The sequence below is a fragment of the Mycobacterium conspicuum genome (assembly GCF_010730195.1).
GTDB classification, from domain to species: Bacteria; Actinomycetota; Actinomycetes; order Mycobacteriales; family Mycobacteriaceae; genus Mycobacterium; species Mycobacterium conspicuum.
In genome coordinates, this window is record NZ_AP022613.1 from 2,102,964 (window position 1) to 2,127,536 (window position 24,573).

The 24,573-nt window shown below is 68.8% G+C and carries 26 protein-coding genes; 19 read left to right on the plus strand and 7 right to left on the minus strand.

The window, feature by feature from the left end:
* Positions 1–73 precede the first annotated feature (73 nt).
* Positions 74–1,114 (plus strand): Rv2578c family radical SAM protein, encoded by a 1,041-nt coding sequence (locus G6N66_RS10220; RefSeq protein ID WP_085232497.1) that lies wholly within the window; start codon positions 74–76, stop codon positions 1,112–1,114.
* Positions 1,115–1,156: 42 nt separating this feature from the next.
* Here G6N66_RS10220 and G6N66_RS10225 read toward each other — a convergent pair whose 3' ends face one another.
* Complete coding sequence (locus tag G6N66_RS10225; RefSeq protein WP_085232498.1) at positions 1,157–2,725, minus strand: purple acid phosphatase family protein; 1,569 nt, start codon at positions 2,723–2,725, stop codon at positions 1,157–1,159.
* Positions 2,726–2,773: 48 nt separating this feature from the next.
* Here G6N66_RS10225 and G6N66_RS10230 point away from each other — a divergent pair, with 48 nt between their 5' ends.
* Positions 2,774–3,211, plus strand: coding sequence for a hypothetical protein (locus G6N66_RS10230; protein ID WP_085232499.1), 438 nt, complete (start codon positions 2,774–2,776; stop codon positions 3,209–3,211).
* Between the two features lie 5 nt (positions 3,212–3,216).
* Here the strand turns inward: G6N66_RS10230 and G6N66_RS10235 are convergent, their stop codons facing one another.
* On the minus strand, positions 3,217–3,735 hold the full coding sequence (locus tag G6N66_RS10235; RefSeq protein ID WP_085232500.1) for a helix-turn-helix domain-containing protein: 519 nt from the start codon (positions 3,733–3,735) through the stop codon (positions 3,217–3,219).
* A 55-nt stretch (positions 3,736–3,790) separates the two neighbouring features.
* Here G6N66_RS10235 and G6N66_RS10240 point away from each other — a divergent pair, with 55 nt between their 5' ends.
* Positions 3,791–4,576 carry an aldolase gene (locus tag G6N66_RS10240; RefSeq protein ID WP_085232501.1) on the plus strand — a complete coding sequence of 262 codons (786 nt, stop codon included), beginning with the start codon at positions 3,791–3,793 and terminating at the stop codon, positions 4,574–4,576.
* A 36-nt stretch (positions 4,577–4,612) separates the two neighbouring features.
* Positions 4,613–5,488: a dihydrodipicolinate synthase family protein gene (locus G6N66_RS10245; protein ID WP_085232502.1), complete on the plus strand. Its 876-nt coding sequence runs from the start codon at positions 4,613–4,615 to the stop codon at positions 5,486–5,488.
* Here the strand turns inward: G6N66_RS10245 and ypfJ are convergent.
* Both ypfJ and G6N66_RS10255 read right to left on the minus strand, forming a co-directional pair.
* Entirely contained in the window at positions 5,485–6,369 is an 885-nt protein-coding gene (gene ypfJ, locus G6N66_RS10250; RefSeq protein ID WP_085232503.1) for a KPN_02809 family neutral zinc metallopeptidase, read from the minus strand. The two genes, G6N66_RS10245 and ypfJ, sit on opposite strands and share 4 nt — an antisense overlap.
* Before the next feature lie 178 nt (positions 6,370–6,547).
* Positions 6,548–7,444 carry an oxidoreductase gene (locus G6N66_RS10255; protein WP_179968343.1) on the minus strand — a complete coding sequence of 299 codons (897 nt, stop codon included), beginning with the start codon at positions 7,442–7,444 and terminating at the stop codon, positions 6,548–6,550.
* A gap of 59 nt (positions 7,445–7,503) precedes the next feature.
* Between G6N66_RS10255 and aspS the strand changes: the two genes are divergently transcribed.
* The 6 genes from aspS to G6N66_RS10285 all read left to right on the plus strand — a co-directional run bounded on the left by aspS (position 7,504) and on the right by G6N66_RS10285 (position 12,713).
* Entirely contained in the window at positions 7,504–9,279 is a 1,776-nt protein-coding gene (gene aspS / locus G6N66_RS10260) for an aspartate--tRNA ligase (protein ID WP_085232505.1), read from the plus strand.
* On the plus strand, positions 9,276–9,710 hold the full coding sequence (locus G6N66_RS10265; protein ID WP_085232506.1) for a nitroreductase family deazaflavin-dependent oxidoreductase: 435 nt from the start codon (positions 9,276–9,278) through the stop codon (positions 9,708–9,710). The genes aspS and G6N66_RS10265 overlap by 4 nt, the downstream gene beginning before the upstream one ends.
* Before the next feature lie 85 nt (positions 9,711–9,795).
* Positions 9,796–10,383: an HD domain-containing protein gene (locus tag G6N66_RS10270; RefSeq protein ID WP_085232507.1), complete on the plus strand. Its 588-nt coding sequence runs from the start codon at positions 9,796–9,798 to the stop codon at positions 10,381–10,383.
* On the plus strand, positions 10,380–11,033 hold the full coding sequence (locus G6N66_RS10275; RefSeq protein WP_085232508.1) for a TetR/AcrR family transcriptional regulator: 654 nt from the start codon (positions 10,380–10,382) through the stop codon (positions 11,031–11,033). Before G6N66_RS10270 ends, G6N66_RS10275 begins: the two co-directional genes overlap by 4 nt.
* Before the next feature lie 31 nt (positions 11,034–11,064).
* On the plus strand, positions 11,065–11,595 hold the full coding sequence (locus tag G6N66_RS10280) for a carbonic anhydrase (protein ID WP_163645808.1): 531 nt from the start codon (positions 11,065–11,067) through the stop codon (positions 11,593–11,595).
* A gap of 62 nt (positions 11,596–11,657) precedes the next feature.
* Positions 11,658–12,713 (plus strand): FUSC family protein, encoded by a 1,056-nt coding sequence (locus G6N66_RS10285; RefSeq protein WP_085232510.1) that lies wholly within the window; start codon positions 11,658–11,660, stop codon positions 12,711–12,713.
* Positions 12,714–12,717: 4 nt separating this feature from the next.
* Here the strand turns inward: G6N66_RS10285 and G6N66_RS10290 are convergent, their stop codons facing one another.
* Positions 12,718–13,107: an MmcQ/YjbR family DNA-binding protein gene (locus tag G6N66_RS10290; RefSeq protein WP_085232511.1), complete on the minus strand. Its 390-nt coding sequence runs from the start codon at positions 13,105–13,107 to the stop codon at positions 12,718–12,720.
* 130 nt (positions 13,108–13,237) lie between these two features.
* On the opposite strand from G6N66_RS10290, the gene G6N66_RS10295 reads away from it, so the two are divergent.
* Positions 13,238–14,188, plus strand: coding sequence for a transglutaminase family protein (locus G6N66_RS10295; RefSeq protein ID WP_085232512.1), 951 nt, complete (start codon positions 13,238–13,240; stop codon positions 14,186–14,188).
* Complete coding sequence (locus G6N66_RS10300; RefSeq protein ID WP_085232513.1) at positions 14,181–15,200, plus strand: zinc-binding metallopeptidase family protein; 1,020 nt, start codon at positions 14,181–14,183, stop codon at positions 15,198–15,200. The genes G6N66_RS10295 and G6N66_RS10300 overlap by 8 nt, the downstream gene beginning before the upstream one ends.
* 14 nt (positions 15,201–15,214) lie before the next feature.
* Here G6N66_RS10300 and G6N66_RS10305 read toward each other — a convergent pair whose 3' ends face one another.
* On the minus strand, positions 15,215–16,327 hold the full coding sequence (locus G6N66_RS10305; protein WP_163645809.1) for a DUF2189 domain-containing protein: 1,113 nt from the start codon (positions 16,325–16,327) through the stop codon (positions 15,215–15,217).
* Positions 16,328–16,454: 127 nt separating this feature from the next.
* Here G6N66_RS10305 and G6N66_RS10310 point away from each other — a divergent pair, with 127 nt between their 5' ends.
* The gene (locus tag G6N66_RS10310; protein WP_085232515.1) at positions 16,455–17,804 is read left to right on the plus strand and encodes a replication-associated recombination protein A; all 1,350 of its coding nucleotides are present in this window, start codon (positions 16,455–16,457) and stop codon (positions 17,802–17,804) included.
* A complete protein-coding gene (locus tag G6N66_RS10315) occupies positions 17,801–18,136 on the plus strand; it encodes a YciI family protein (protein ID WP_085232516.1) in 336 nt (111 codons plus the stop codon). The genes G6N66_RS10310 and G6N66_RS10315 overlap by 4 nt, the downstream gene beginning before the upstream one ends.
* 15 nt (positions 18,137–18,151) lie before the next feature.
* On the opposite strand, the gene G6N66_RS10320 is transcribed toward G6N66_RS10315, so the two are convergent.
* On the minus strand, positions 18,152–18,775 hold the full coding sequence (locus tag G6N66_RS10320) for a hypothetical protein (RefSeq protein ID WP_085232583.1): 624 nt from the start codon (positions 18,773–18,775) through the stop codon (positions 18,152–18,154).
* Between the two features lie 169 nt (positions 18,776–18,944).
* On the opposite strand from G6N66_RS10320, the gene G6N66_RS10325 reads away from it, so the two are divergent.
* The 5 genes from G6N66_RS10325 to G6N66_RS10345 are packed head-to-tail and all read left to right on the plus strand — an operon-like array spanning position 18,945 to position 24,567.
* Positions 18,945–19,334, plus strand: coding sequence for a secondary thiamine-phosphate synthase enzyme YjbQ (locus G6N66_RS10325; RefSeq protein WP_179968344.1), 390 nt, complete (start codon positions 18,945–18,947; stop codon positions 19,332–19,334).
* Between the two features lie 53 nt (positions 19,335–19,387).
* Entirely contained in the window at positions 19,388–22,093 is a 2,706-nt protein-coding gene (alaS, locus tag G6N66_RS10330; RefSeq protein ID WP_085232584.1) for an alanine--tRNA ligase, read from the plus strand.
* Positions 22,094–22,546, plus strand: a complete 453-nt coding sequence (ruvX, locus tag G6N66_RS10335) for a Holliday junction resolvase RuvX (RefSeq protein ID WP_085232518.1) — start codon at positions 22,094–22,096, stop codon at positions 22,544–22,546.
* A 55-nt stretch (positions 22,547–22,601) separates the two neighbouring features.
* Positions 22,602–23,783 (plus strand): endolytic transglycosylase MltG, encoded by a 1,182-nt coding sequence (gene mltG / locus G6N66_RS10340; protein WP_139825161.1) that lies wholly within the window; start codon positions 22,602–22,604, stop codon positions 23,781–23,783.
* The gene (locus tag G6N66_RS10345) at positions 23,761–24,567 is read left to right on the plus strand and encodes a shikimate dehydrogenase (protein WP_085232520.1); all 807 of its coding nucleotides are present in this window, start codon (positions 23,761–23,763) and stop codon (positions 24,565–24,567) included. Before mltG ends, G6N66_RS10345 begins: the two co-directional genes overlap by 23 nt.
* Positions 24,568–24,573 lie beyond the last annotated feature (6 nt).

The window sequence follows — 24,573 nt, forward strand, 5'->3', positions numbered from 1 at the left end:
CTCCAAGCCGACTTTCCCTGAGCGTATGGCGCGGCGACTTGACGAACCATCGCACAAATGTTCGAATGGATGGATGCGTTGGGCTGGTCAGGCCGTCGCGGCGGACGACGGAGCACTTCCCGGCCTGCAGCGCATCGGCTTCGTCCGCAGTGTGCGGACGCCCGAGTTCGAGGGCATCACGTTTCACGAGGTGCTGTGCAAGTCCGCGCTGAACAAGGTGCCCAACGCGGCCGCATTGCCGTTTCGGTACACGGTCAACGGCTACCGCGGCTGCTCGCACGCCTGTCGCTACTGTTTCGCGCGGCCCACGCACGAATACCTGGAGTTCGACTGCGGCAACGACTTTGACACCCAGGTGGTGGTGAAGATCAACGTCGCCGAGGTGCTGCGTCGGGAGCTGCGCCGGCCGTCATGGCGGCGCGAGACCCACAAGACCGTCGCGCTGGGCACCAACACCGATCCCTACCAGCGTGCCGAGGGCCGCTACGCGCTGATGCCGGGCATCATCACCGCGCTCGCCGAATCCGGAACGCCGCTGTCGATTCTGACCAAGGGCACGCTGTTGCGCCGGGACCTGCCGCTTATCGCCCAAGCGGCGCAACACGTTCCGGTGTCGGTGGCGGTCTCGCTGGCCGTCGGTGACCCGGAGTTGCACCGCGAGGTCGAGCCGGGCACGCCGACACCGCAGGCGCGGCTGGGGCTGATCACCGCGATCCGCGACGCCGGGCTGGACTGCCATGTGATGGTCGCACCCGTGCTGCCGCACCTCACCGACTCCGTCGAACACCTCGACGGGCTGTTGGGTCAGATCGCGGCCGCCGGCGCCACCGGCGTGACGGTCTTCGGGTTGCACCTGCGCGGCTCCACCCGCGGCTGGTTCATGTCCTGGCTGGCCCGGGCGCATCCGGAACTGGTCGGCGCCTACCGCGAGTTGTACCGCCGCGGCGCCTACCTGCCGCAGGACTACCGGGCGATGCTGGCCCGGCGCGCCGCTCCACTGATCGCGCGGCATCGGTTGGATGGTGATCGCCGCCCGTTTCCGCAGGGTCCGGAATTGGCGACACCGTCCCCGCCGGCGGCAACCCTGGAATCCGCTCAGCAGGTGCTTTTTTGACGTCGATAGCGCCCGTCTGAGCGCCGCTCGCCCCGGCTCGCGTCAGCCGCCGCGCGGCCTGGTCAGGGTGAACTCCTCGACCGTGGTCATCGCCCCGAACGAGCCGGTCACCGCGTAATGCGTTGCCTTGATCGACGTGTTGCCGCCCACCTCGCCGGGGTCGACGTCGAACGCGACGAAGCCGTAGGGATATTTGCGGTCGCGAAACGCCGACCACGGCGCGTTTTCCATGACATAGATCGGCTTTTTGTAGCCGAGGGCGGGATCGAATGCGCCGACGCCCGTGATCACCCGGCACCGTGGCTCGGGGAAGAGGAAGCCGTTGGACGTGAATGACGAACCGCCCCCGCCGATGACGAGGTGCACGGTGCCGCGCGTCGTGTCGATGACATCGTTGCGGGTGTCGACGGGAATCGGCGTGCGAGTGTCGTTGCCCTGCATCCCGCGCAGCGGATGCGACCGTTCGTAGTGGTGTTCGTGGCCGCACACCACCAGGTCGACCTGATACTGGTCGAACAGCGGCAACCATTCCTGGCGGATCCCCAGGTCGGCGCCGTTGGCCTTGTCGGCGGTGGAGATCGCCGTCTGATGCATGCACACCACCACCCAATCGACGTTCGGGTCGCGCCGGGCGTCGGCGAGTTCAGTTGCCAGCCAACGCTTTTGCTCTCCAGCCGAGTAGCCGTGCACGTAGAAGTTGCCGCCGTCCTGGAAGGCGACGTCGTCGTTGTTGAGGCTGATCACCCGCACCGAACCGGCGGTGAAGGAATACCACAGGCCGCGGGTCTGTGCGCTGGACCCGGCATCGGGTAGTTCAAAGTACGCCTGGTATGCGCCGTAACCGATTGGCCCGTTACCCAATTCGTTCTCGTGGTTGCCCGCCGCCGGCATCCACGGCCGGTACCGTGCCGAGCGGGTGTTGTTCTCGAACCAGTCCGACCAGGTGCGGACCCGGTCGGTGGCCAGGTTGGCGTAGCACAGGTCCCCGTTGACCAGATTGAACAGCGGGGCCAGTCGCTCGATCGCGACCGTGGTGTCCGCCGCCGCGGGTGAGCCGATATTGTCCGTGCCGTACCCGCCGCCGGGCAACTTCTCCACCGTCGGGGTGGACTGATCGCCGAAGCTGGTGAAACGCAAGGGTTTTCGTCCGGACGGCGCGGTTCGCACCGTGCCCAGCACCGGGGTCGTACCGTCGTGTGCCGCGGCGTAGACGTAGTCGGTGTCCGGGGTGAGGTTGGTCAGGCGGGCGTGGTTGACGCGGACCTCGGTGCCGGACTTGGCGTCCCGATAGGTCCGGGTTTCGGCCGCGACCGTGCTGCCGAAACCGGAGGTGGGCGTGCCGAGCATCACTCGCGGATTGGCGACCGCCGCCGTCGTGTGCCAGGACACCACCACCTCGGTGGCGGCGTCGCGGCCGAACTGCAGATGCAGGCCACCCACCGGGGGAGCGCCGCTGCGGTCCGGCTGGTTCCAGACCGTGAGTCCGTGCGGGTGCGACCACACTATGGACGCCCCGGCCGCCCCGACGGCGGCACCCAGAACCGCCGAGGCCGCGCCCGTCGTCAGCAGCCCGCGCCGGGTGATGGCGTGTTCCGGCGGTTCGTCGGTCATCTTGCTTTCTTACCGGAAGCCGGTAACAAATCCGGTAGCGTTTTCGATATGACGAGCGTGCGAAAAGTAGCCAGCGAGGTCTCGACAGCCGCGTTCGCCGCGGGTCTGGTGCTCGGCGCACTGCCCGCGATCGCGCACGCGGATGGTCACCAGGTCACCTACACGATCACCGCCACCGGCAATCTGACCGGCCAGGTTCGCTATATGAACAGCGATCCACCCAACCAGGCGGCCTTCAACAACAACTCGTCGCAGTACATGACCACCACGCAGGCCGCCTTCACGGCGGGGCAGCCGTTGGTCTACAACGCCACGCTGGCCAACCCGAACCAGTGGGCGTACATCAACGCCAGCGGCGGCTGCCACTGGCCGGACTGCGGCTCGGGGGCCACCCCCGAGCTGCAGTGCCAGATCGCGGTCGACGGCCAGGTGGTGGTGACACAGAACGCCACCACCGGCGTGACGTGCTCGACGCGGCCCTGGTAGGCGGGTCACGGCCGTTGCGGATGCGCAACGACGACGACGTGCGCCGGCGCGGCGCCGACACCGCGGATCTGGTGGCCGACTGACGCGTCGAAGTAGGCGCTGTCGCCGGTGTTGAGCGTGATGGTCTGGTCGCCGTAATCCAGCTCGATGGTCCCGGCGTGCACGAAGACGAATTCCTGGCCCGCGTGCTCGGGACGCGGGTCGTCGGCCAAGCCCGCCCCCGGGCGAACGACGAACGGCGACATCGACTTCCCGAGCAGGCCCGAGGCCAGCACTCGGTAGCGCTGCCCGCCGTCCGCGTCGGCCCGGTCGACGGTGATCTTCTCCTGCGTTGCCTCGTCCGAGAACAGTCGCCCGACGTCGACGTCGAGCGCCTTGGCGACCTTCAGCGCCACCGCGATCGACGGCGTGCTCTGCCGGCGCTCGATCTTGGACAGGTAGCTCTTGGTCAGCCCGGTCTGCTCGGCCAGCGCCTGCAGGGTCAGGCCGCGCTGCCTGCGGACGGCGCGCAGTAGTGCGGTCACCGACGACCTCCCGCGTAAGACACAAGGTTTCCTATCGAGCTATAGTGTGTCACATATGGCCACCACGTTCTCGCGATCGAAGACCGAGCTGATGCGTCGCGCGCAGGAGCAGTTGCGCGCGAACGTCGCCGATTCGTCGTTGACCACCCGGCAGAAGCTGGCGCTGACCTGCCGCGCCCTGTTCGACGCCGGCCATGATTCGGGCCTGGCGGGACAGATCACCGCCCGCGCCGAGGAGCCCGGCACCTACTACACCCAGCGGCTCGGGCTGGGCTTCGACGAGATCACCGACGCCAATCTGCTGGTGGTCGACGAGGACCTCAACGTGCTCGATGGGGACGGAATTCCCAACCCCGCCAACCGTTTTCACAGCTGGATCTATCGCGCCCGGCCCGATGTGCGGTGCATCGTGCACACCCACGCCTTTCATGTGGCCGCGCTGTCGATGCTGGAGGTTCCGCTGATCGTCTCGCACATGGACACCACACCGCTGTACGACGACTGCGCGTTTCTCGCCAACTGGCCCGGCGTCCCGGTCGGCAACGAGGAAGGCGAGATCATCAGCGCCGCGCTCGGTGACAAGAAGGCCGTCCTGCTGGCCCATCACGGGCAGGTGATCGCCGGCGCCAGCATCGAAGAGGCCTGCTCGCTGGGCATCCTGATCGAGCGTGCCGCCAAATTGCAACTGGCCGCCATGGCCGCGGGCACGGTGAAGGAGCTGCCCGAGCAGCTGGCCCGCGAGGCCCACGACTGGACGCTGACACCCGCGCGCAGCCGGGCGAATTTCGCCTACTACGCCCGCCGGGCGCTGGCCCGGCATCCGGGCGTCCTGTCCGGCTAAACCCCAGTCCGCCAACAGAATTCGAGGAGCCCGTTCGTGCCCGACATCCACGGCATCATCGCCTACCCGGTGACCCCGTTCAGCACCGATGCCGCGGGCATCGACACCGCGCGGCTGGCCGCGCTCGTCGAGCGGCTGGTGTCCGCCGGCGTGCATGCGATCGCCCCGTTGGGCAGCACCGGCGAACTGGCCTACCTCGACGAGCCCGAGTTCGACACCGTGGTCGACACCACGATCGCGACCGTCGACTCTCGGCTGCCGGTCGTCGTCGGGGTGTCAGATGTGACCACCGCCAAGACGATTCGGCGCGCCCGGTATGCCGAGAAGGCCGGAGCCGACGCGGTGATGATCCTGCCGGTGTCCTATTGGAAGCTCACCGAACGGGAAATCGCCCAGCACTACCGCAGCATCGGCGACGGCATCGGGATCCCGATCATGGCCTACAACAACCCCGCCACCAGCGGCGTGGACATGCGCCCCGAACTGCTGGTCGAGATGTTCGAAACCATCGACAACGTCACCATGGTCAAGGAGTCCACCGGTGACCTGTCCCGCATGGAGCGCATCGCCGAACTGTCCGGCGGCCGGCTCCCGTTCTACAACGGCAGCAACCCGCTGGTGCTGGACGCGCTGCGCGCCGGCGCCTCCGGATGGTGCACGGCCGCACCGAATTTGCGGCCGCAACCGTGCATCGATCTGTACGACGCCGTGCGCGCCGGCGATCTGGACAAGGCGCAGGTTCTGTACGACGACCTCAAGCCGCTGCTGGAGTTTATCGTCGCGGGCGGCCTGGCCACCACGGTCAAGGCCGGGCTGGAGCTGCTCGGCGTTCCGGCCGGGGATCCGCGCCCACCGCTGCTGCCGCTCGATGACGCGGGCCGCGCCCAGTTGCAGGACCTGCTGCCGGCCTAGCCCAGGTCCGGCGCCGAGAACGTGTCGCACTGTTTGGGATCACCGGTCTGATAGCCCACGGTGAACCAGTGCTGGCGTTGCTCGGAGGAACCATGCGTCCAGGACTCGGGGTTGGTGTGTCCCGTCGTCTCGCGCTGGATGCGGTCGTCGCCCACCGAGGCGGCGGCCGACAGCGCGTCGGCAATATCCTTGTCGCTCAACGGCTCTAGGTAGGGCACGCCGGTGCTCTCCTGCTTGACCGTGGATGCGTAGTGCGCCCAGATCCCGGCGTAGCAGTCCGCCTGCAGCTCGGTGCGCACGCCGTTACCCCCGGCGCCCTGCGCGCCCTGCTGCGCGCGCCCGAGGATGCCCTGCAGGTTCTGCACGTGATGGCCGTATTCGTGCGCCACCACGTATTCCTCCGCGAAAGGCCCACCGCTGGAATGGAATCGGTCCACCAGCTCCTTGAAAAAGTCGGTGTCGAAATACGCCGTCTTGTCCACCGGGCAGTAGAACGGCCCCACCGCGGTGCTGGCGGCCCCGCACCCGGTGTTGACGTGGCCGACGAACAGCACCACACGCGGGCGGGTGTAGCGCGGCATTAGCTGCTTCCACACCGCGTCCACGGAATTTCCGGTCGCCACCACGCGGCACTGCACGTACTTGTTCGCGTCGGCCCCGGTCTTGCACAGGCTCAGGTCGAAACCGGGCGACGTGACGTCCTTGGTGCTCATCTGCTGCTGGTTGACCACCCGACCGGGATCGACCCCCAAAAACAGGGCGACCAGCACGATCAATAGCCCGCCGAAGCCGCCCCCGATCGCGATCGGCCCTCCGAAGCCGCCGCCGCCGGACGACGAGGCGGTGCTGGTGTCGATCTGCATACCCTCGTTGAAGGTCATCGCACGCTCCCGAGATCTGGTGGTCGAATCAGCCTAGCCGGGTTTGCTCTGCGAGCTCTGACAAAGCCGGGCGGTTGATTGTGAATCCCTGGCTTTGAGTGTGCACTGACGGCGGCCGGCGCGCGCGTTTCGGCGCCCAGGATTCACACGCACTCGATGTCGCCGGACCTAACGCCGACTAACCGGGTCCGTCGCTCCCCGCAGCCAGCAACGGCACCAGCACGTCGCTGATCGGCGTCGGCAACCCGTGCGCGCGCGCCTTGCGGACGATCACGCCGTTGCGGATGTCCCATTCCATCGGCCGCCGGCCTTCCGCGTCGGCCAGGATCGACGTGCCCATGTCTTCATGGGCGGCACGGAACATGTCCACCAACCCGTCGATTACGTCGTCGGGCAGCCGCGCGCCCTCGGCCCGCGCCACGGCCAGGCATTCGCCGACATAGCGGCGCGACAATTCGGCGACGTCGTCGCGGTGGAACATCCCGGATCGCCGCCGAGACAGCACCATGAACCCGGCCAGCGCGTTGGTGAGCAGCTTGCGCCACAGGGCGGTGACGATGTCGGGGTCGGTGTCCACCCGGCAGCCGGCGCCGCGCAACAGCTCGGCGACCGTCGTCGCCGCGGGTCCGTCGGGCAGCACCAGCGCGGCCTCGGTGCGCAACCGCACCCAGCCCTGCGGGTGGGTCTCGGCCGAATACCAGACGATGCCCGGTATCACGGGCGACGACGGGCACAGCGGCTGGACCTGCTCGACCTGCTCGACACCGTTTTGCAGCACCAGGACGACGGTGCGCGCGTCGCACAGCCGGGCCAGCCAGCCGGCCGCGGCGTCGTTCTGGGTGGCCTTGACCGCGAGCACCACCACGTCGACCGGCCCGGTCGCCGAGGCCGGATCGGTGCGCACCGGGCCGGGCACGACGATGGGTTCGCCGCCGTCGGGCCGCAGTTCGAGGCCGTCGCGGGGGGTGCGGCCGCACAGCAACACCTGATGGCCGGCGCTATGCAAGAGCGCGGCGACCGTGGTGCCGACGGCGCCGGGACCGATCAGGGCAATCCGTGTTGCGGTGGTAGCGATAGCTGCGAAATTACACGGCCCCTTAGACTGTGCAGTCGGTCAAGTGAAGGGGAGTAGTCGTGCTGCGCAGCCACGCCGCTGGTTCGCTGAGAAGTAGTGACGCAGGGCAGCGGGTGACGTTGGCCGGGTGGGTGGCCCGCCGCCGCGACCACGGCGGCGTCATCTTCATCGATCTGCGCGACTCGTCCGGTGTCGCGCAGGTGGTGTTCCGCGAAGCGGACGTGCTGGCGCAGGCGCACCGGCTGCGCGCCGAGTTCTGCGTGGCCGTCGAGGGCGTCGTCGAGATTCGGCCCGAGGGCAACGCCAACCCGGAGATCGCCACCGGGGACATCGAAGTCAACGCGACGACGCTGACGGTGCTCGGCGAGTGCGCGCCGCTGCCGTTCCAGCTCGACGAGCCCGCGGGCGAGGAGTCGCGGCTGAAATACCGCTACATCGACCTGCGGCGCGACGGCCCGGCCGCGGCAATTCGGTTGCGCTCCAAGGTAAATGCCGCCGCGCGTGCGGTGCTGGCGCGCCACGACTTCGTCGAGGTCGAGACGCCGACGATGACCCGCTCCACGCCCGAGGGGGCGCGTGACTTCCTGGTGCCGGCGCGGCTGCAGCCCGGGTCGTTCTACGCGCTGCCGCAGAGCCCGCAGCTGTTCAAGCAGCTGCTGATGGTGGCCGGGATGGAGCGCTACTACCAGATCGCCCGCTGCTACCGCGACGAGGATTTCCGCGCCGACCGGCAGCCGGAGTTCACCCAGCTCGACATGGAGATGAGCTTCGTCGATGCCGAGGACATCATCGCCGTCTCCGAGGAGATCCTGACCGCGCTGTGGGCGCTGATCGACTACCAGATCCCCACGCCGATCCCGCGCATCAGCTACGCCGACGCCATGCGACGCTTCGGCTCCGACAAGCCCGATATGCGGTTCGGACTCGAGCTCGTCGAGTGCACAGAGTTCTTCAAAGACACCACATTTCGGGTCTTCCAGGCGCCCTATGTCGGCGCGGTCGTCATGCCGGGCGGGGCCTCGCAGCCGCGGCGCACGTTGGACGGCTGGCAGGACTGGGCCAAACAGCGCGGGCACCGCGGGCTGGCGTACGTCCTGGTCGCCGAGGATGGCACGCTGGGGGGCCCGGTGGCCAAGAACCTGACCGATGCCGAGCGCGACGGGCTGGCCGCGCACGTCGGGGCCAAGCCGGGGGACTGCATCTTCTTTTCCGCCGGCCCGGCCAAATCCTCGCGGGCCCTGCTGGGCGCCGCGCGCGGCGAGATCGCGCACCGGCTGGACCTGATCGACCCCGACGAATGGGCGTTCGTCTGGGTCGTCGATCCGCCGCTGTTCGAGCCGGCCGACGAGGCGACCGCCGCCGGTGACGTGGCGGTGGGCTCCGGGGCGTGGACGGCCGTGCATCACGCGTTCACCTCGCCCAAGCCCGAGTACCTGGACGCGGTCGACAAAGACCCGGGCAATGTGCTGGCCGACGCCTACGACATCGTCTGCAACGGCAACGAGATCGGCGGCGGCTCGATTCGTATCCACCGCCGCGACATCCAGGAACGGGTGTTCGCGGTGATGGGCCTGGACAAGGCCCAGGCTGAAGAGAAATTCGGATTCCTGTTGGAGGCGTTCATGTTTGGCGCGCCCCCGCACGGCGGCATCGCGTTCGGCTGGGACCGGATCAACGCGCTGCTGTCCGGCGTGGACTCCATCCGCGAGGTGATCGCGTTCCCCAAGACCGGCGGCGGCATCGACCCGCTCACCGATGCGCCGGCGCCGATCACCGCCCAGCAGCGCAAGGAGTCCGGAATAGATGCCAAGCCGAAACAGGTTGACCAGGCATGACCCAAGGGATGCCGGACACCGAAACGATCAACGCGTTCAACAAGGCAATCGCCGACGAGTTCCGTGCCAATGGCGGAAAGGTCGGCGGCCAATTCGCCAACTCCGACCTGTTGCTGCTCACCACGACGGGCGCCAAGTCCGGCCAGCAGCGAGTGTCGCCGCTGGCCTACTTCCGCGTCGGCGGCAGGCTGATCATCATCGGCTCCTTCGCCGGTGCGCCGGTTAACCCGGCCTGGGTGCACAACCTGCGCGCCAACCCGCAGGCACATGTCGAGATCGGCACCGATGCGTTCGACGTGACCGCCCGCGAACTGCCGTCGAACGAGCGCGACGAGCTGTTCGACGAAATCACCGCCGCCGCGCCGGGCTTCGCCGAGTACCAGTCGAAGACCAGCCGGGTGATTCCGCTCTTCGAGCTGACGCGCAGCTAGCGCCTCTGGAAAACGCCTCGGAATCGGGGCGCGCGTCGCCTGAATAAAACTGGACGATCGTTCATCCATATTGTAGGGTGGCCGAATGCTGCCTGCATCGCCCGACACCGCCGCCGCGCGCGCGGCCGTCGCCCTGATGAACGACGTGTCCGACGCCGCACTGGCGCATCACGTCTGGAGGACGTGGTACTTCGGTCACCACCTCATCGCCGAACACCTCGCGGACGCGGATCTCGAAGTCGGTTTCATCGCGGCGATGCTGCACGACCTTGGGCTCACCGACAGATTCGACTCGGACGTGCCCTTCGAGCAGGCCGGCGCCGACGCTGCGACGGACACGTTGACCCGGCAGGGCTGGTCGCAGGATCGCATCGGCCTCGCGGCAGCGGCCATCCGGCAGCATCTCGACGTCGCCTCCGCCGAGGCCAGACCCGAGATCGCCCTTGTCCACCTCGGTGCAGCCGCGGACGTCATCGGCCTTCGGGTCGACGAGATTCCCGGCGACCTGATTGAGGAGGTGCTGAGTTCGCATCCGCGGCGCGGGTTCGTCGACATGGTCCTTCCCGCCCTACAACGTCAGGTTGAGCGGAAGCCCGACTCGGCGATCGCCGGGCTGTTCGCAGCCGTAGACTTCGGCGCGCTGATGACGGCGTGCCCGCTCGGGGACCGATGAACCACCGCTCTGCGCCGCTTCGGCCGGCCGCACCCCAGGATCCGCCGCCCGACGGGCGACGGGCCAAGGGAGTCCGCACCCGCGATGCCCTGCTCGCAGAGGCCGTGCAGCTCGCGTCGGTCGAAGGCCTCGAAGGCCTGACCATCGCCAGCCTCGCCGAGCGGCTCGCGACGGCGAAGAGCAGCGTCCACGCCGCATTCGGTTCCAAGGAGGCCCTGCAGGTCGCGGCGGTCCACCGGGTACGGGAGATGCTCATCGAGCTGGTGGTGGTGCCTGCCCTGGCCGCCCGGCCGGGCCGGGCGCGACTCGAAGCGCTGGGCGAGTCGTGGTTCGGCTACCTCGAGAACGACATCTTCGAGGGCGGCTGCCTGCTCTGCTCGGCATCCAGCGAAATGGACGGGCGCCCCGGACCCACCCGCGACGCCGTCGCCGCAGTGATGCAGGAGTGGCTGTCATTTCTCGCTGACAGCGTCACCGCCGGGATCGACAACGGTGAGTTCGCGTCCGATGCCGCGCCCGATCAAATTGCCTTCGAACTCAACGCGATTGGCATGGCGGCGAATTGGCACCACCAGCTTTTCGGCGGTCGCGTCGCCTTTACCCGCGCCCGTCGCACCTGGGCCGAAATGCTTGGGCGCCTTTGCGTCTGACCCCTCACCCACCCCGAAGGAGATGCACCTTATGACCGCTCTCGCGATGTTGACTGACCGCAACCGCGGCTTCGCCGCCGCGCACCCGGGCCGGCGGCCGGCCCTCGAGCCGACCCTCAAAACAGTGATCCTGTGCTGCGCCGACCACCGGGCCGACCCCGCCCACGTGCTCGGGCTGCAGCCCAACGAAGCCATCGTCATCAGAAACCCAGGCGGTAGGGTCACGCCCAACTTCCTCGGCAGCCTCGCCGTGCTCGCGACCGTCGCACGGACCGAGGGCTTATCCACACGGTATGAGCTGATCGTCATGCAGCACACCGACTGCGGCCTATCCCACCTCTCGCCCGACGCCCACGCCGACGTTCTCGCGTCGTTCCTCGGCGTCACGCCCGCCGAAGTGGCCGCCAAACACATCGGGGACCCGCGCGAGGCGGTGCGCAACGATGTCGCGCTGCTCCGAAATAGCTTCGTTGCCCCCGGCGCGCTGGTGAGTAGCGGCGTGGTCTATGACGTGGACACCGGTCGCGTTGAGGTCATCGTGTCGCCCCTCACGAGCGACTAGGTCCGACTCAGTAACGACTGGCCAACCGCGCGAGACGGCGCGCGCTGCGGTAAGCAATCGTCATGAGCACTTCGTTGCTGACCCGCGCGGCCAATGGCGGCCTGGCCTCCGTTCAACGGCTCAACGACATCCGGTCCCCGCTGGCGCAGACCTCGGTCGCGTCGGGTCTGGCCTGGTACCTCGCCCACGACGTGCTGGCCCACCCGCAGCCGTTCTTCGCGCCGATCGCCTCGGCGGTGTGCCTGTCGATCAGCAACGTGCTACGCGCCCAGCGCGCCGTCCAGATGATGATCGGCGTGACGCTGGGCATCGGCATCGGCACCGTGGTGCTGGCGCTGATCGGGACCGGGGCCGCGGCCATCGGCATCGTGGTGCTGATCGCACTCTCGGTCGCGGTGGTGATAGGACGCGGCTTCATCGGGCAGGGCATGATGTTCGCCAACCAGACCGTGGTGTCGTCGATCCTGGTGCTGGCGCTGCCGCGCAGCGGCGTCGGCTACGAGCGTGTCTACGACGCCCTGATTGGCGGCTGCCTGGCGATCGTGTTCGCCGTTTTGCTGTTCCCGGCCGACCCCTTACAGGTGTTGCGCCGCGCTCGCCTCGGCGTGCTGGACACGCTGCACGGCGTGCTGTCCCGGATGGCGGATTTCGCGGCCGGGCGCCGCGAGCCTGCGCCCGATTGGCCGCTGTCGGCGGTGGACCGGGTGCACGAGCAGGTGGGCGGGCTCATCCAGGCCCGCGCCACCGTCCAGCAGGTGGTGCGGCTGTCCCCGCGCCGGTGGCGGCTGCGCGACACCGTCCAGGTCGCCGATCATCAGGCCGTGCACGTGGCGTTGCTCGCCGTCTCGGTGCTGCAGCTCGCGCGCGTGGTCGCGCCCGCGCTGGACGGCTGTAACTGGCTGCCGCAGCCCGTGCACGCGGTGCTCGCCGAGCTGGTGGCGGCCGTGGCCCGAGCCGACACCGAGCCCGCCGCCGCCGCCGACCATGCCGCCGAGGCGCGGCGCCTGGCGTCGGCGGTGCACTCGGTTTCCCGCGACAGAAGGGAAGTGGTGCTCGCCGACGCCATCCAGTCCTGCATCGACGACCTGCAACGGGTGATCGAGCTCAGGCCGCAATGACGGCTCAGTTCGAATCGGCCAGGAACTCCTGCACCAGCTGTCGCGGCGCCTGCGTCAGCCACGCCTCGGTGAGCAGCTCCTCGAGGTCGCCCGGTGCGATCTCGGCCAGTTTGACCAGCACCGCGGGGTAGCCGTCGAAATGCGGCGTGGTGAAGTACACCCGGGGTTCGTCGGCGATCAACGCGAACTTGACGCCCTCGTCGGACACCCGGACCCCGAGGATGTCGCCCTCCGGTGGCTCGGTCCCCTCGGCCGCCAAAGCCTCACGATCGGACTTGCGCAGCGGCCGCTCCCAGGCGATCAGCTTCTTGCCCACCCGCCAGTCGTGGGGGGACGGCTCGGCGGTCAGTGCCAATCCGCCGACGATGCGGGCGACGTCATCCCACGTGGCCACTTCTCGATTGTGCGCCGCGCCCGGCAACTACGGAACGAATTCAGCGGCCCCGGCTGACCAGTCGCGGCCGCGCCGTTCGTGCCACACTGTGTTCGCAGATCGGTGGCCGGAGGCGTCAGGAGGCAGCGCGTTGCCGGTAGACGAGTTTCCCGAGAACTGGGCAGCGCTACCGGGCACCCGGCGGTATTGCGTCAAGCACCGCACCGAATACCGCTACTCCGACGTCGTCACCAGCTCCTACGGCCGCGGGTTTCTCACCCCGCGGGATTCGCTGCGGCAACGTTGCGTCGATCATCGGCTCGACATCCAGCCCGCCCCCGCGGACAGCTCCACCAGCCGCGACGGCTACGGCAACATCAGCACCTACTTCCACGTCACCGAACCGCACCGGGCCCTCGTCGTCACCAGCGAGTCCATCGTCGACGTGCACCCGCCGGCGCCCGGCCAGTACACCGCGGGGCCGGCGGTCGAGCCGTGGGAACACGCTCGGCCGGCCGGGCTGCGCGGGGCACTCGCCACCGAATTCGCCCTGGACCTGGATCCGCCCGAAATCACCGACGGGGTCCGCGAATACGCGGCGCGCAGCTTCGTGCCCGGACGGCCGCTGATCGAGGTGCTGCGCGACCTCACGTCGCGGATCTACGCCGACTTCACCTACCGGTCGGGGTCCACCACGATATCCACCGGCGTTGATGAGGTTCTGCGCGCGCGAGAAGGGGTATGTCAAGACTTCGCCAGGCTGTCGATCGCGTGTTTGCGGGCCAACGGTTTGGCGGCCAGCTATGTGTCCGGCTATCTGGCCACAGACCCGCCGCCGGGAAAGGATCGGATGATCGGCATCGACGCCACGCACGCTTGGGCCGCGGTATGGACCCCGCAGCAGCCGGGGCAGTTCCAATGGCTGGGGCTGGATCCCACCAATGACCAGATGGTCGACGAGCGTTACATCATCGTCGGCCGCGGCCGCGACTACGCGGATGTGCCGCCGCTGCGCGGCATCATCTACACCAACTCCGAGAACAGCGTGATCGACGTCGCCGTCGATGTGGCGCCCTGCGAGAGCGATTCGTTGCATGCGTGACTTCCACTGCCCCAACTGCGGTCAGCGCCTGGCGTTCGAGAACTCGACGTGCCTGTCGTGCGGTAGCGCGCTGGGCTTTTCCCTCGACCAGATGGCGCTGCTGGTGATCGCCAAGGGCGAAAACGGCGACCACGCCGGCGCCGTCGACGCCGACGACTACCAGCTGTGCGCCAATCTTTATCTCGCCGAATGCAATTGGTTGGTCCACAAGGACGCCCCCGGCGGGCTGTGCACGTCGTGCGCGCTGACGCTGGAACGGCCCAACGACACCGACACCGAGGGTCTGGCGGCGTTCGCGCGCGCCGAGGCGGCCAAGCGGCGGCTGATCGCCGAGCTGCACGAGCTGAAGCTGCCGATCGTGGGACGCGACCGGGATCCCGAGCAGGGGTTGGGCTTTCGGCTGCTGTCCAGCGCGTTCGAGAAGGTGATCACCGGGCACGACAACGGGGTCATCACGCTGGATTTGGCCGAGGGCGACGATGTCCACCGCGAGCAGCTGCGGGTGGAGATGGAAGAGCCGTACCGCACGCTGCTCGGCCACTTCCGGCACGAGGTCGGGCATTACTACTTCTACCGGCTGATCACCACGCCCGAGTATCTGCAGCGGTTCAAGGAGCTGTTCGGTGATCCCGACGCCGACTACCAGGCGGCTTTGGACCGGCACTACAGCGAAGGCGCGCCCGAGGGCTGGCAGGAAAGCTTCGTCTCGTCATACGCGACGATGCACGCCGCCGAGGACTGGGCCGAGACGTTCGCGCATTACCTGCACATCCGCGACACCCTGGACACCTCGGCCTGGTGCGGGTTGGCGCCGGCGTCGGCCACCTTCGATCGGCCGGCGTTGGGGCCCAGCGCCTTTCCCAACATCATCGAGCTGTGGCTGCCGTTGTCGTGGTCGCTGAACATGGTGAACCGCTCCATGGGCCACGACGACCTCTACCCGTTCGTGTTGCCGGTCGCCGTGTTGGACAAGATGCAATTCATCCACACGGTCATCGACGAGGCGACCTAAGGGTTTACCCGTATCTACGCGTATTGAGGCCCCGATGGGGGACCGGCCGGGTATCCCGGCTGCTCCACCGGCACGACCTGCCCGCCCGACAGCTTGCGGTAGGTGTACACCTGAACCAGCAAGGCAACCGGCATCGCCGCCAATAGGCCGACACCACAAGCCAATTCGCCGACCAGCACGATCGCGTACTGCACCAGGAACGAGATGATGGCGGGGCCGATGTTGTTCTTGACCGTCTCGTAGCTGGCCTTGATCGCGTCGACCGGTGACAGGTTCCGATCGATGACGAACGGGATGGCGAACTGGGCGATGAAGCCGAAGATGATGCCGCCGACGATGCACAGCGAACCGACTGCCGTGCCGAGGCCGACGAGCACCGCGGTCAGCAGCACCGGCCCCATGTTGCGGGGCTTGAAGAACGACCCGATGCTCACCGGCTTCCCGTCGGCGATGTCAAGGCAGCCGGACAGCAGTGCGACGGCCATATAAATCGCCGCGATGAACAGCACGATGTAGGCGACGACCATGACGGCGTACGAGGCGGCGCCGAAGGTGACAACCGTACCTCCGTAGGTGTTGCCGTACGCGTCGGTGTAGGTGTTGTTCGTGCTCTCACCCAGCAGCGCCGGCACGACTCCGGCGATCACCGCGACGATGCCGATCGCCACGAGGTAGATCACCAGCGGAACGATCAGCGCCACGGCGTTCTTGGTGAACTTGTTCCACGCCCAGCTGACGGCCTCGCCGATGTTGAACTGCACGGAGCCGGGGCCGCCGGGCGGGGCGGCATAGCCCGGTTGCGGGCCCGGCTGCGGCGGATAGCCGGCAGGGGGCGCGCCGTAGCCCGACGGCGGCGGCGGCGGTGGCGCGCCGTAGGACGGCGGCGGGCCTTCACCGGGCGGCGGGCCATACCCGCCGGATCCGGGCGGTGGACTCGAGTGCCGGCCGTAGCCGGGGCCCGGGGGAGGCGCGCCATAACCGGGACCCGCCGGGCCGCCGGGCGGAGGCGGGGGTGGGGGTGGGGCGCCATAACCGGGCGGAGGCGGTGGTGGCGGGTAGCCCGGAGGGGTCTGGCCGCCGTGCTGCGGGTCGGCCGGGTTGCTTGGATACTCTGGGGGCTGGCTCATTGCCGTCCTAAGGTTTCGAGTTCGCTGTGAATCGGTGAACGCAGAACTTAGCCAACCGGAACTTAGCAGTTCTGCGGCGCAGGCGCGCGGATAGATCGTCGGTAACTTGGCCCGATAACCTGAACCCGTGTCCGATGGTCTGTTTGACCTGCCCGGCGCGGCGCGGCCGACCACAGATTTAGAAGTCGGCCTGAACGTGTCGGCCGGCGCGCCGCTGCCGGTGCGGATGCGTCCGGCAACCCTGGACGAAGTGGTCGGTCAGGACCACCTGTTGGCGCCCGGGTCGCCGCTGCGCCGGCTGGTCGAGGGCTCGGGAGTGGCGTCGGTGATCCTGTATGGGCCGCCGGGCAGCGGCAAGACGACGCTGGCGGCGCTGATCTCGCAGGCGACCGGGCGACGCTTCGAGGCCCTCTCGGCGTTGTCGGCCGGCGTCAAGGACGTTCGGGCCGTGATCGAGACCGCGAGGTCGGCGCTGCTCCGTGGCGAGCAGACGGTGCTGTTCATCGACGAGGTGCACCGCTTCTCCAAGACCCAGCAGGACGCGCTGCTGTCCGCGGTCGAGAACCGGGTGGTGTTGCTGGTCGCGGCCACCACCGAGAACCCGTCGTTTTCGGTGGTCGCGCCGCTGCTGTCCCGGTCGCTGATCCTGCAGTTGCGGCCGCTGGGCGCCGACGACGTGCGCACCGTGGTGCAGCGGGCCATCGACGACCCCCGCGGCCTGGGCGGACGCGTTGCGGTGGCACCCGAGGCCATCGACCTGCTGGTCCAGCTGGCCGCCGGTGACGCCCGCCGCGCGTTGACCGCGCTGGAGGTGGCGGCCGAGGGGGTCGAGGAAGTGGCCGTCGAGACCGTCGAGCAGTCCCTGGACAAGGCCGCGGTGCGCTACGACCGCGACGGCGACCAGCACTACGACGTCATCAGCGCCTTCATCAAGTCGGTGCGTGGCTCCGACGTCGACGCGGCGCTGCACTATCTGGCCCGCATGCTGGTCGCGGGGGAGGACCCGCGGTTCATCGCGCGCCGGCTGATGATCCTGGCCAGCGAGGACATCGGGATGGCCGATCCGACGGCGCTGCCGACCGCGGTCGCCGCCGCGCAGACCGTGCAGCTGATCGGGATGCCCGAAGCCCAGCTGACGCTGGCGCACGCCACCGTGCACTTGGCCACCGCGGCGAAGTCGAACGCGGTCACCACCGCGCTGGGCGCGGCGATGAACGACATCAAGGCGGGCAAGGCCGGCATGGTGCCCGCGCACCTGCGCGACGGGCATTACTCGGGGGCGGCCGCGCTGGGCAACGCGCAGGGCTACAAGTACTCCCACGACGACCCGGACGGCGTTGTCGCGCAACAATATCCGCCCGACGAGCTGGTGGGCGTGGACTATTACCGCCCCACCGGCCGCGGCGGTGAACGGGAGATCGGCGGCCGGCTGGAGCGGCTGCGGGCGATCATCCGCCAGAGAAGGGGACGGCAGTGAAGACCTTCACCGACGACGAGATGGGCCAACTGCTGCCCACTGCCAAGGCCTATAGCGTCGTCATCCTCAAGCAGGGGCCGGAATTCGGTGACGACGGCGCCGCGGCGATCATCTGGGAGCACGGCCGCCGCAACTTCGGGCTCCGCGACGACGGCGTGCTCGCGGTGGTGCTGCCGGTGACCGACGGGTCCGCCGTCTGCGGGGTCGGGGTGTTTGCTGCGACCATCGACGAGACCGTCGCGATCATGGAAGACGACCCCGGGGTGGCGGCCGGGGTCTTCACCTACGAGGTGCACCCCTGCCGCGGATTCCCCGGGGACTCGCTGCCCTAAGCCGGCCCTGAGCCGTCAGACCAGCTCGGGCACCCGCAGGTGCGCGATCGCCAGCTCGAATTCGGCCACGTCGAGCACCTCGGCGCCCAAGTCCCGGGCGCGCCGGCTGCGCAGCTCACTCGCCCGGTCCTGAGTCCGGGCCATCGCTTCCAAGCTGTCGAACGACGAGCACGCCACCGCCCGCCGGCAGGCCGGGTGGTCGACCATCAGGCTGGCGCTGCAGAACCCCTCGAAGGTCTCCAACTCGGGAAGCACATACGACCGGTAGAAGTCGAGGGACCGCTCGATTTGGTCCGGCACGATCTTCAGCCAGGTGGCCCGCACGCAGGTTCCCTGATGCGGCCGGTGGTCGCGGCGCATCAGCGCGATATCCCACTCTTCCACCCTGGCCTGCCCGGAAAACATCATCGCGGCGCGGTCCCGCACGGGCGCCACGCGCTCGGCGCTGGCGCGCATCTTCTCCAAGCTCTCCCAGGAGCTGGTGGCGATGCACGAGCCGGACTGCCGGTCGACCAACAGCGACAGCCCGACGTACCCGTCAAGCTCCTGCAGCGCGGGCATGACGACATCGCGAATATGCGCAATCCCGATGTCGACCGACAGAGGTTGCGCCTGAATGGTGGTAGAGCGTGCGTACACGAGCGACCCTCCCGCGTCGGGGTAGCGCCCCGGTGGCGCCACCGGTCCCATTAGCTACCTTCCTCCTGCCTATTACTGGCCGCAATGCCTTCTCGGGGTGTGGCCGCGATCACAAGCAATTGGCTGGTCGCGACCGGTCCGCCGTAGGCTTGGCGAGATGCAGACCGATGTGCTGGATGTTGATACGGCCCGTCGCCGCATCGTGGACCTCACCGATGCGGTGCGCAGGTTCTGTTTCGCCTACGGCGACGGGCTGTGCAATGTGTTCGTCCCGCACGCGACCGCCGGGGTGGCGATCATCGAGACCGGCGCGGGTTCCGACGACGACCTGGTCGACACGCTGGAACGGCTGTTGCCGCGCGACGACCGGTACCGGCACGCGCACGGCTCCGAAGGGCACGGCGCCGACCACGTGATGCCGGCCCTCGTGGCGCCGTCGGTGACGGTGCCGGTCTTGAGTGGCGAGCCGCAGCTGGGCACCTGGCAAAGTATCGTGCTGGTCGACCTGAATCGGGACAATCCGCGGCGGTCGGTGCGGTTGAGCTTTTTGGATGGTTAGCGCCCTACGCTGGGCATCCAGGGGAATGCAAGCAACAGGAAGAAGTGGAAGAAGTGCAGACACACGAGATCAGGAAGCGGTTCCTTGATCATTTCGTGAAGGCCGGCCACACCGAGGTGCCCAGCGCGTCGGTGATCCTCGACGACCCCAATTTGTTGTTCGTCAACGCCGGCATGGTGCAGTTCGTGCCGTTCTTCCTGGGGCAGCGCACGCCGCCGTATGCCACCGCCACCAGCATCCAGAAGTGCATCCGCACCCCCGACATCGACGAGGTCGGCATCACCACCCGGCACAACACCTTCTTTCAGATGGCCGGCAATTTCTCGTTCGGCGACTACTTCAAGCGCGAGGCCATCGCGCTGGCGTGGGACCTGTTGACCAACAGCGTCTCGGAGGGCGGATACGGCCTAGACCCCGAAAAGCTTTGGGCCACGGTGTATCTCGACGACGACGAGGCCGTCCAACTGTGGCGGGAGATCGCCGGCCTGCCGGCCGAGCGGATCCAGCGCCGCGGCATGGCCGACAACTACTGGTCGATGGGCATCCCCGGGCCGTGCGGACCGTCCTCGGAGATCTACTACGACCGGGGCCCCGAGTTCGGGGTGGCGGGCGGACCCGCGGCCAACGAGGACCGGTACATCGAGATCTGGAACCTCGTGTTCATGCAGAACCAGCGCGGCGAGGGAAGCTCCAAGGAAGACTTCGAAATCCTCGGCCCGCTGCCGCGGAAGAACATCGACACGGGCATGGGCGTCGAGCGGGTCGCGTTCATTCTGCAGGGCGTGCACAACGTCTACGAGACCGACCTGGTGCGCCCGGTCATCGACCTGGTCGAATCGCGCGCCCCGCGCCGCTACGACGTCGGAAACCACGCCGACGACGTCCGCTACCGCATCATCGCCGACCACAGCCGCACCGCCGCGATCCTGATCGGCGACGGGGTCAGCCCCGGCAACGACGGCCGCGGCTACGTGCTGCGCCGCTTGCTGCGCCGGGTGATTCGCTCGGCCAAGCTGCTGGGCTTGGATGATCCGGAGGAGCCCATCGTCGGCGACCTGATGGCCACCGTGCGCGACGCGATGGGCCCGTCGTACCCCGAATTGGTCAGCGACTTCGACCGGATCCACCGCATCGCCGTCGCCGAGGAGACCGCGTTCAACCGCACGCTGGCGTCGGGCTCGAAGCTGTTCGAGGACGTGGTCGGCGCCACCAAAAAGTCGGGCGCCACGGTGGTTTCCGGCTCGGACGCATTCACCCTGCACGACACCTACGGCTTCCCGATCGAGCTCACCCTGGAGATGGCCGCCGAGGCCGGCCTGAGCGTCGACAAGACCGGCTTCCACGAGCTGATGCTGCAGCAACGCCAGCGGGCCAAGGCCGACGCGGCCGCGCGCAAACACGCGCACGCCGACCTGACCGCGTATCGCGAGCTGGTCGACGCCGGCCCCACCGAGTTCACCGGGTTCGACGAATTGACTTCCGAGGCAAGGATTCTCGGCATCTTCGTCGACGGCAAGCGGGTTCCGGTGGTCGCGCACGGCGCGGACGGCGGCGCCGATCGGGTGGAGCTGATTTTGGATCGCACCCCGCTCTACGCCGAGTCCGGCGGTCAGATCGCCGACGCCGGAACCATCACCGGAACCGGATCCGGCGGTGCCGCCAAGGCGGCGGTGACCGACGTGCAGAAGATCGCCAAAACCGTTCACGTGCATCGGGTTAACGTCGAGTCGGGGGAGTTCGTCGAGGGCGACACCGTCGTCGCGGCGGTGGACCCGGAATGGCGCCGCGGCGCCACGCAGGGCCACTCCGGCACCCACATGGTGCACGCCGCGTTGCGACAAGTGCTGGGGCCCAACGCGGTTCAGGCCGGATCGCTGAACCGGCCGGGCTATCTGCGTTTCGACTTCAACTGGCAGGGGCCGCTGAGCGAAGAGCAGCGCATCCAAATCGAGGAGGTCACCAACGAGGCGGTGCAGGCCGACTTCGAGGTGCACACCTTCACCGAGCAGCTGGAGAAGGCCAAGGCGAGGGGGGCCATGGCGCTCTTCGGCGAGGCCTACCCCGACCAGGTCCGGGTGGTGGAGATCGGCGGACCGTTCTCGTTGGAGCTGTGCGGCGGCACGCACGTGCACAACTCGGCGCAGATCGGTCCGGTGACCATCCTCGGCGAATCCTCGATCGGCTCCGGGGTGCGCCGCGTGGAGGCCTACGTCGGGCTGGACTCGTTCCGTCACCTGGCCAAGGAGCGTGCGCTGATGGCCGGGCTGGCGTCGTCGCTGAAGGTGCCGTCCGAGGAGGTGCCCGCCCGGGTGGCCAACCTGGTGGAACGGCTCAAGGCCGCCGAGAAGGAGCTCGAACGCGCCCGGCAGGCCAACGCCCGGGCCGCCGCGACCAACGCCGCGGCGGGGGCCGAGCGGATCGGTAACGTCTGCGTGGTGGCGCAACGGATGTCGGCCGGCATGACGGCGGGCGACCTGCGGTCCCTGGTCGGTGACATTCGCGGCAAGCTCGGCAGCGACCCCGCGGTGGTGGCGCTGATCGCCGACACGGAAGGCGACGGCGTGCCGTACGCCGTCGCCGTCAACCCGGCCGCCCAGGACCTCGGCCTGAGCGCCAACGACCTGGTCAAGGAGCTCGCCGCGGCGGTCGACGGCCGCGGCGGCGGCAAGGCCGACCTGGCGCAGGGCTCGGGAAAGAACCCGGCCGGCATCGAGGCGGCCCTGGCCGCGGTACGCGATCAGATCAAGCGGGTCAGCTGAGTGCGTCCCGGGAGAAGCCTCGGCATCGATGTGGGCAAGGTCCGCATCGGCGTGGCGGTCAGCGACCCGGACGGCATCCTCGCGACCCCGGTGGAGACGGTGCGCCGCGAGCGAACCGGCAGGCACCTGCGCCGACTGGCCGCGCTGGCCGCCGAGTTCGAGGCCGTCGAGGTGGTCGTCGGGCTGCCGCGGACGCTGGCCGACCGCACCGGCCCCGCAGCGCGCGACGCGATCGAACTCTCCGAGGCGCTGGCAGTCCGCGTCGCACCGACCCCGGTGCGCCTCGCCGACGAGCGGCTGACCACCGTCAGCGCGCAGCGATCCCTGCGCGAGGCCGGGGTACGCGCCAAGGAGCAACGAGCGGTGATCGACCAGGCCGCGGCCGTGGCGATCCTGCAGGGCTGGCTCGACCAACGGCGCGCGGCAGACGTGAAAGACGCCGCGCGTGGTTGACGGCGTGCGCCAGGAACGTGCCGAGCCCGAGGAGGTCGGCCCGCCCTGGCACACGATGAGCCGCCTGGCCCGCAAGCGCGCCGAGCGCGGCCAGCGCCGGCGGCGTTTCGCGGGCCGACTGGCGCTCGGCACGCTCATCGTGGTCCTGCTGACGGCCGCCGTCGTGGGGTTGCGGCTGTGGCACACCCTCTTCGGTGGCGGTGACGACTACAGCGGACCGGGCAAGCAAGACATCATGATTCAGGTGCACGCCGGTGACTCGACCACCGCGATCGGCGAGACGCTGCACAACCACGGCGTGGTCGCCACCGTGCGCGCATTCGTCAACGCGGCGCACGGCGTCGCGGGGGTGACCTCGATCCAGCCCGGCTTCTACCGGACCCGCACCGAAATCCCGGCCGCCTCCGCGGTGGCCCGACTCGTCGATCCCAACAACCGGGTGGGCAAGCTGGTCATCCCGGAGGGACGACAGCTCGACGACACCACCGACATGAAGACCAACGTGGTCAACCCCGGGATCCTCACGCTGATCTCGCGGGCGACCTGCGTGGACCTCGACGGCAACAAGCGCTGCGTCGCGGTGGACGACCTGCGCAACGCCGCCGCCAAGAGCAGCCTGATCGAGCTGACGGTGCCGCCCTGGGCGATCGAGCCGGCCAACGAGCTGGGCAGCGACCATCGCCGGATCGAGGGCCTGATCGCGCCGGGGACCTTCAACGTCGACCCGACGGCCTCGCCGGTCAGCATCCTGGCCGGTCTCATCGGCGCCGGCGCCGAGGAATACACCCGATCCGGGCTGGTGGACACCGCGCAATCCCTGCACCTGTCGCCGTACGACATCCTGGTGGTGGCGTCGCTGGTGCAGCAGGAGGCCGACATGCAGGACTTTCCGAAGGTGGCGCAGGTCATCTACAACCGCCTGCACATCCACCACACGCTGGAGTTCGACTCCACGGTGAACTATCCGCTGGACCGTCGCGAGGTGGCGACCACCGACGCCGACCGGGCGCAGAAGACGCCGTGGAACACCTATGTGTCCCCGGGGCTGCCGGCCACCGCGATCTGCTCGCCCGGTGTCGACGCGCTGCACGCCGCCATGCATCCCGAGCCGGGGGACTGGCTGTACTTCGTCACCATCGACAAGCAGGGCACGACGCTGTTCACCAAGGACTATCAACAGCACTTGGCGAACATCGAGCTGGCCAAGCACAACGGTGTCCTCGACAGCGCGCGCTAGACGAGCAGCGGTTCTGGGATCGCCGGTCGCCCACTCGCGTTCGCCGCAGCTGCATCTGGCCGCCTATCGCGCGCTCGGCCTGCACGATTGGACCTACGAGCGCATCGAGTGCGGCGCCGAGGAGCTGCCGGCGCTGGTCGGCGGGTTCGGTCCGGAGTGGGTCGGGGTGTCGGTGACCAAGCCGGGCAAGTTCGCCGCGCTGCGCTTCGCCGACGAGCACACTCCGCGCGCCGAGCAGGTCGGGTCGGCCAACACGCTGGTGCGCACCCGGCGCGGCTGGCGCGCCGACAACACCGACGTCGACGGCGTGGCGGGGGCCCTCGGTCCGGTCGCGGGGCGCGCGCTGGTGTGCGGATCCGGCGGCACCGCGCCGGCGGCCGTCGTGGCGCTGGCCGAACACGGCGTCCCCGGCATCACCGTGGTGGCGCGGGATCCGGACAAGGCGGCGCGGCTGGTGGACCTGGGCACCCGCATCGGCGCGCCGACCCGATTTTGCGCGCTGGACAGCGCGGCGCTCGCCGAGGAGGTGGCCGGGGCGGAGGTGCTGGTCAGCACCATCCCGGCCGAGGTCGCGGCGCGGTATGCCGGCACGCTGGCCGCCATCCCGGTGCTGCTGGACGCCGTCTACGACCCCTGGCCGACCCCGCTGGCCGCCGCCGTCGGTGCCGCGGGCGGTCGGGTGATCAGCGGCCTGCAGATGCTGCTGCATCAGGCGTTTGCGCAGGTGGAGTTATTCACAGGGCAACCGGCGCCGCGAGCGGCGATGGCAGCCGCATTGGATTAGCCTGCA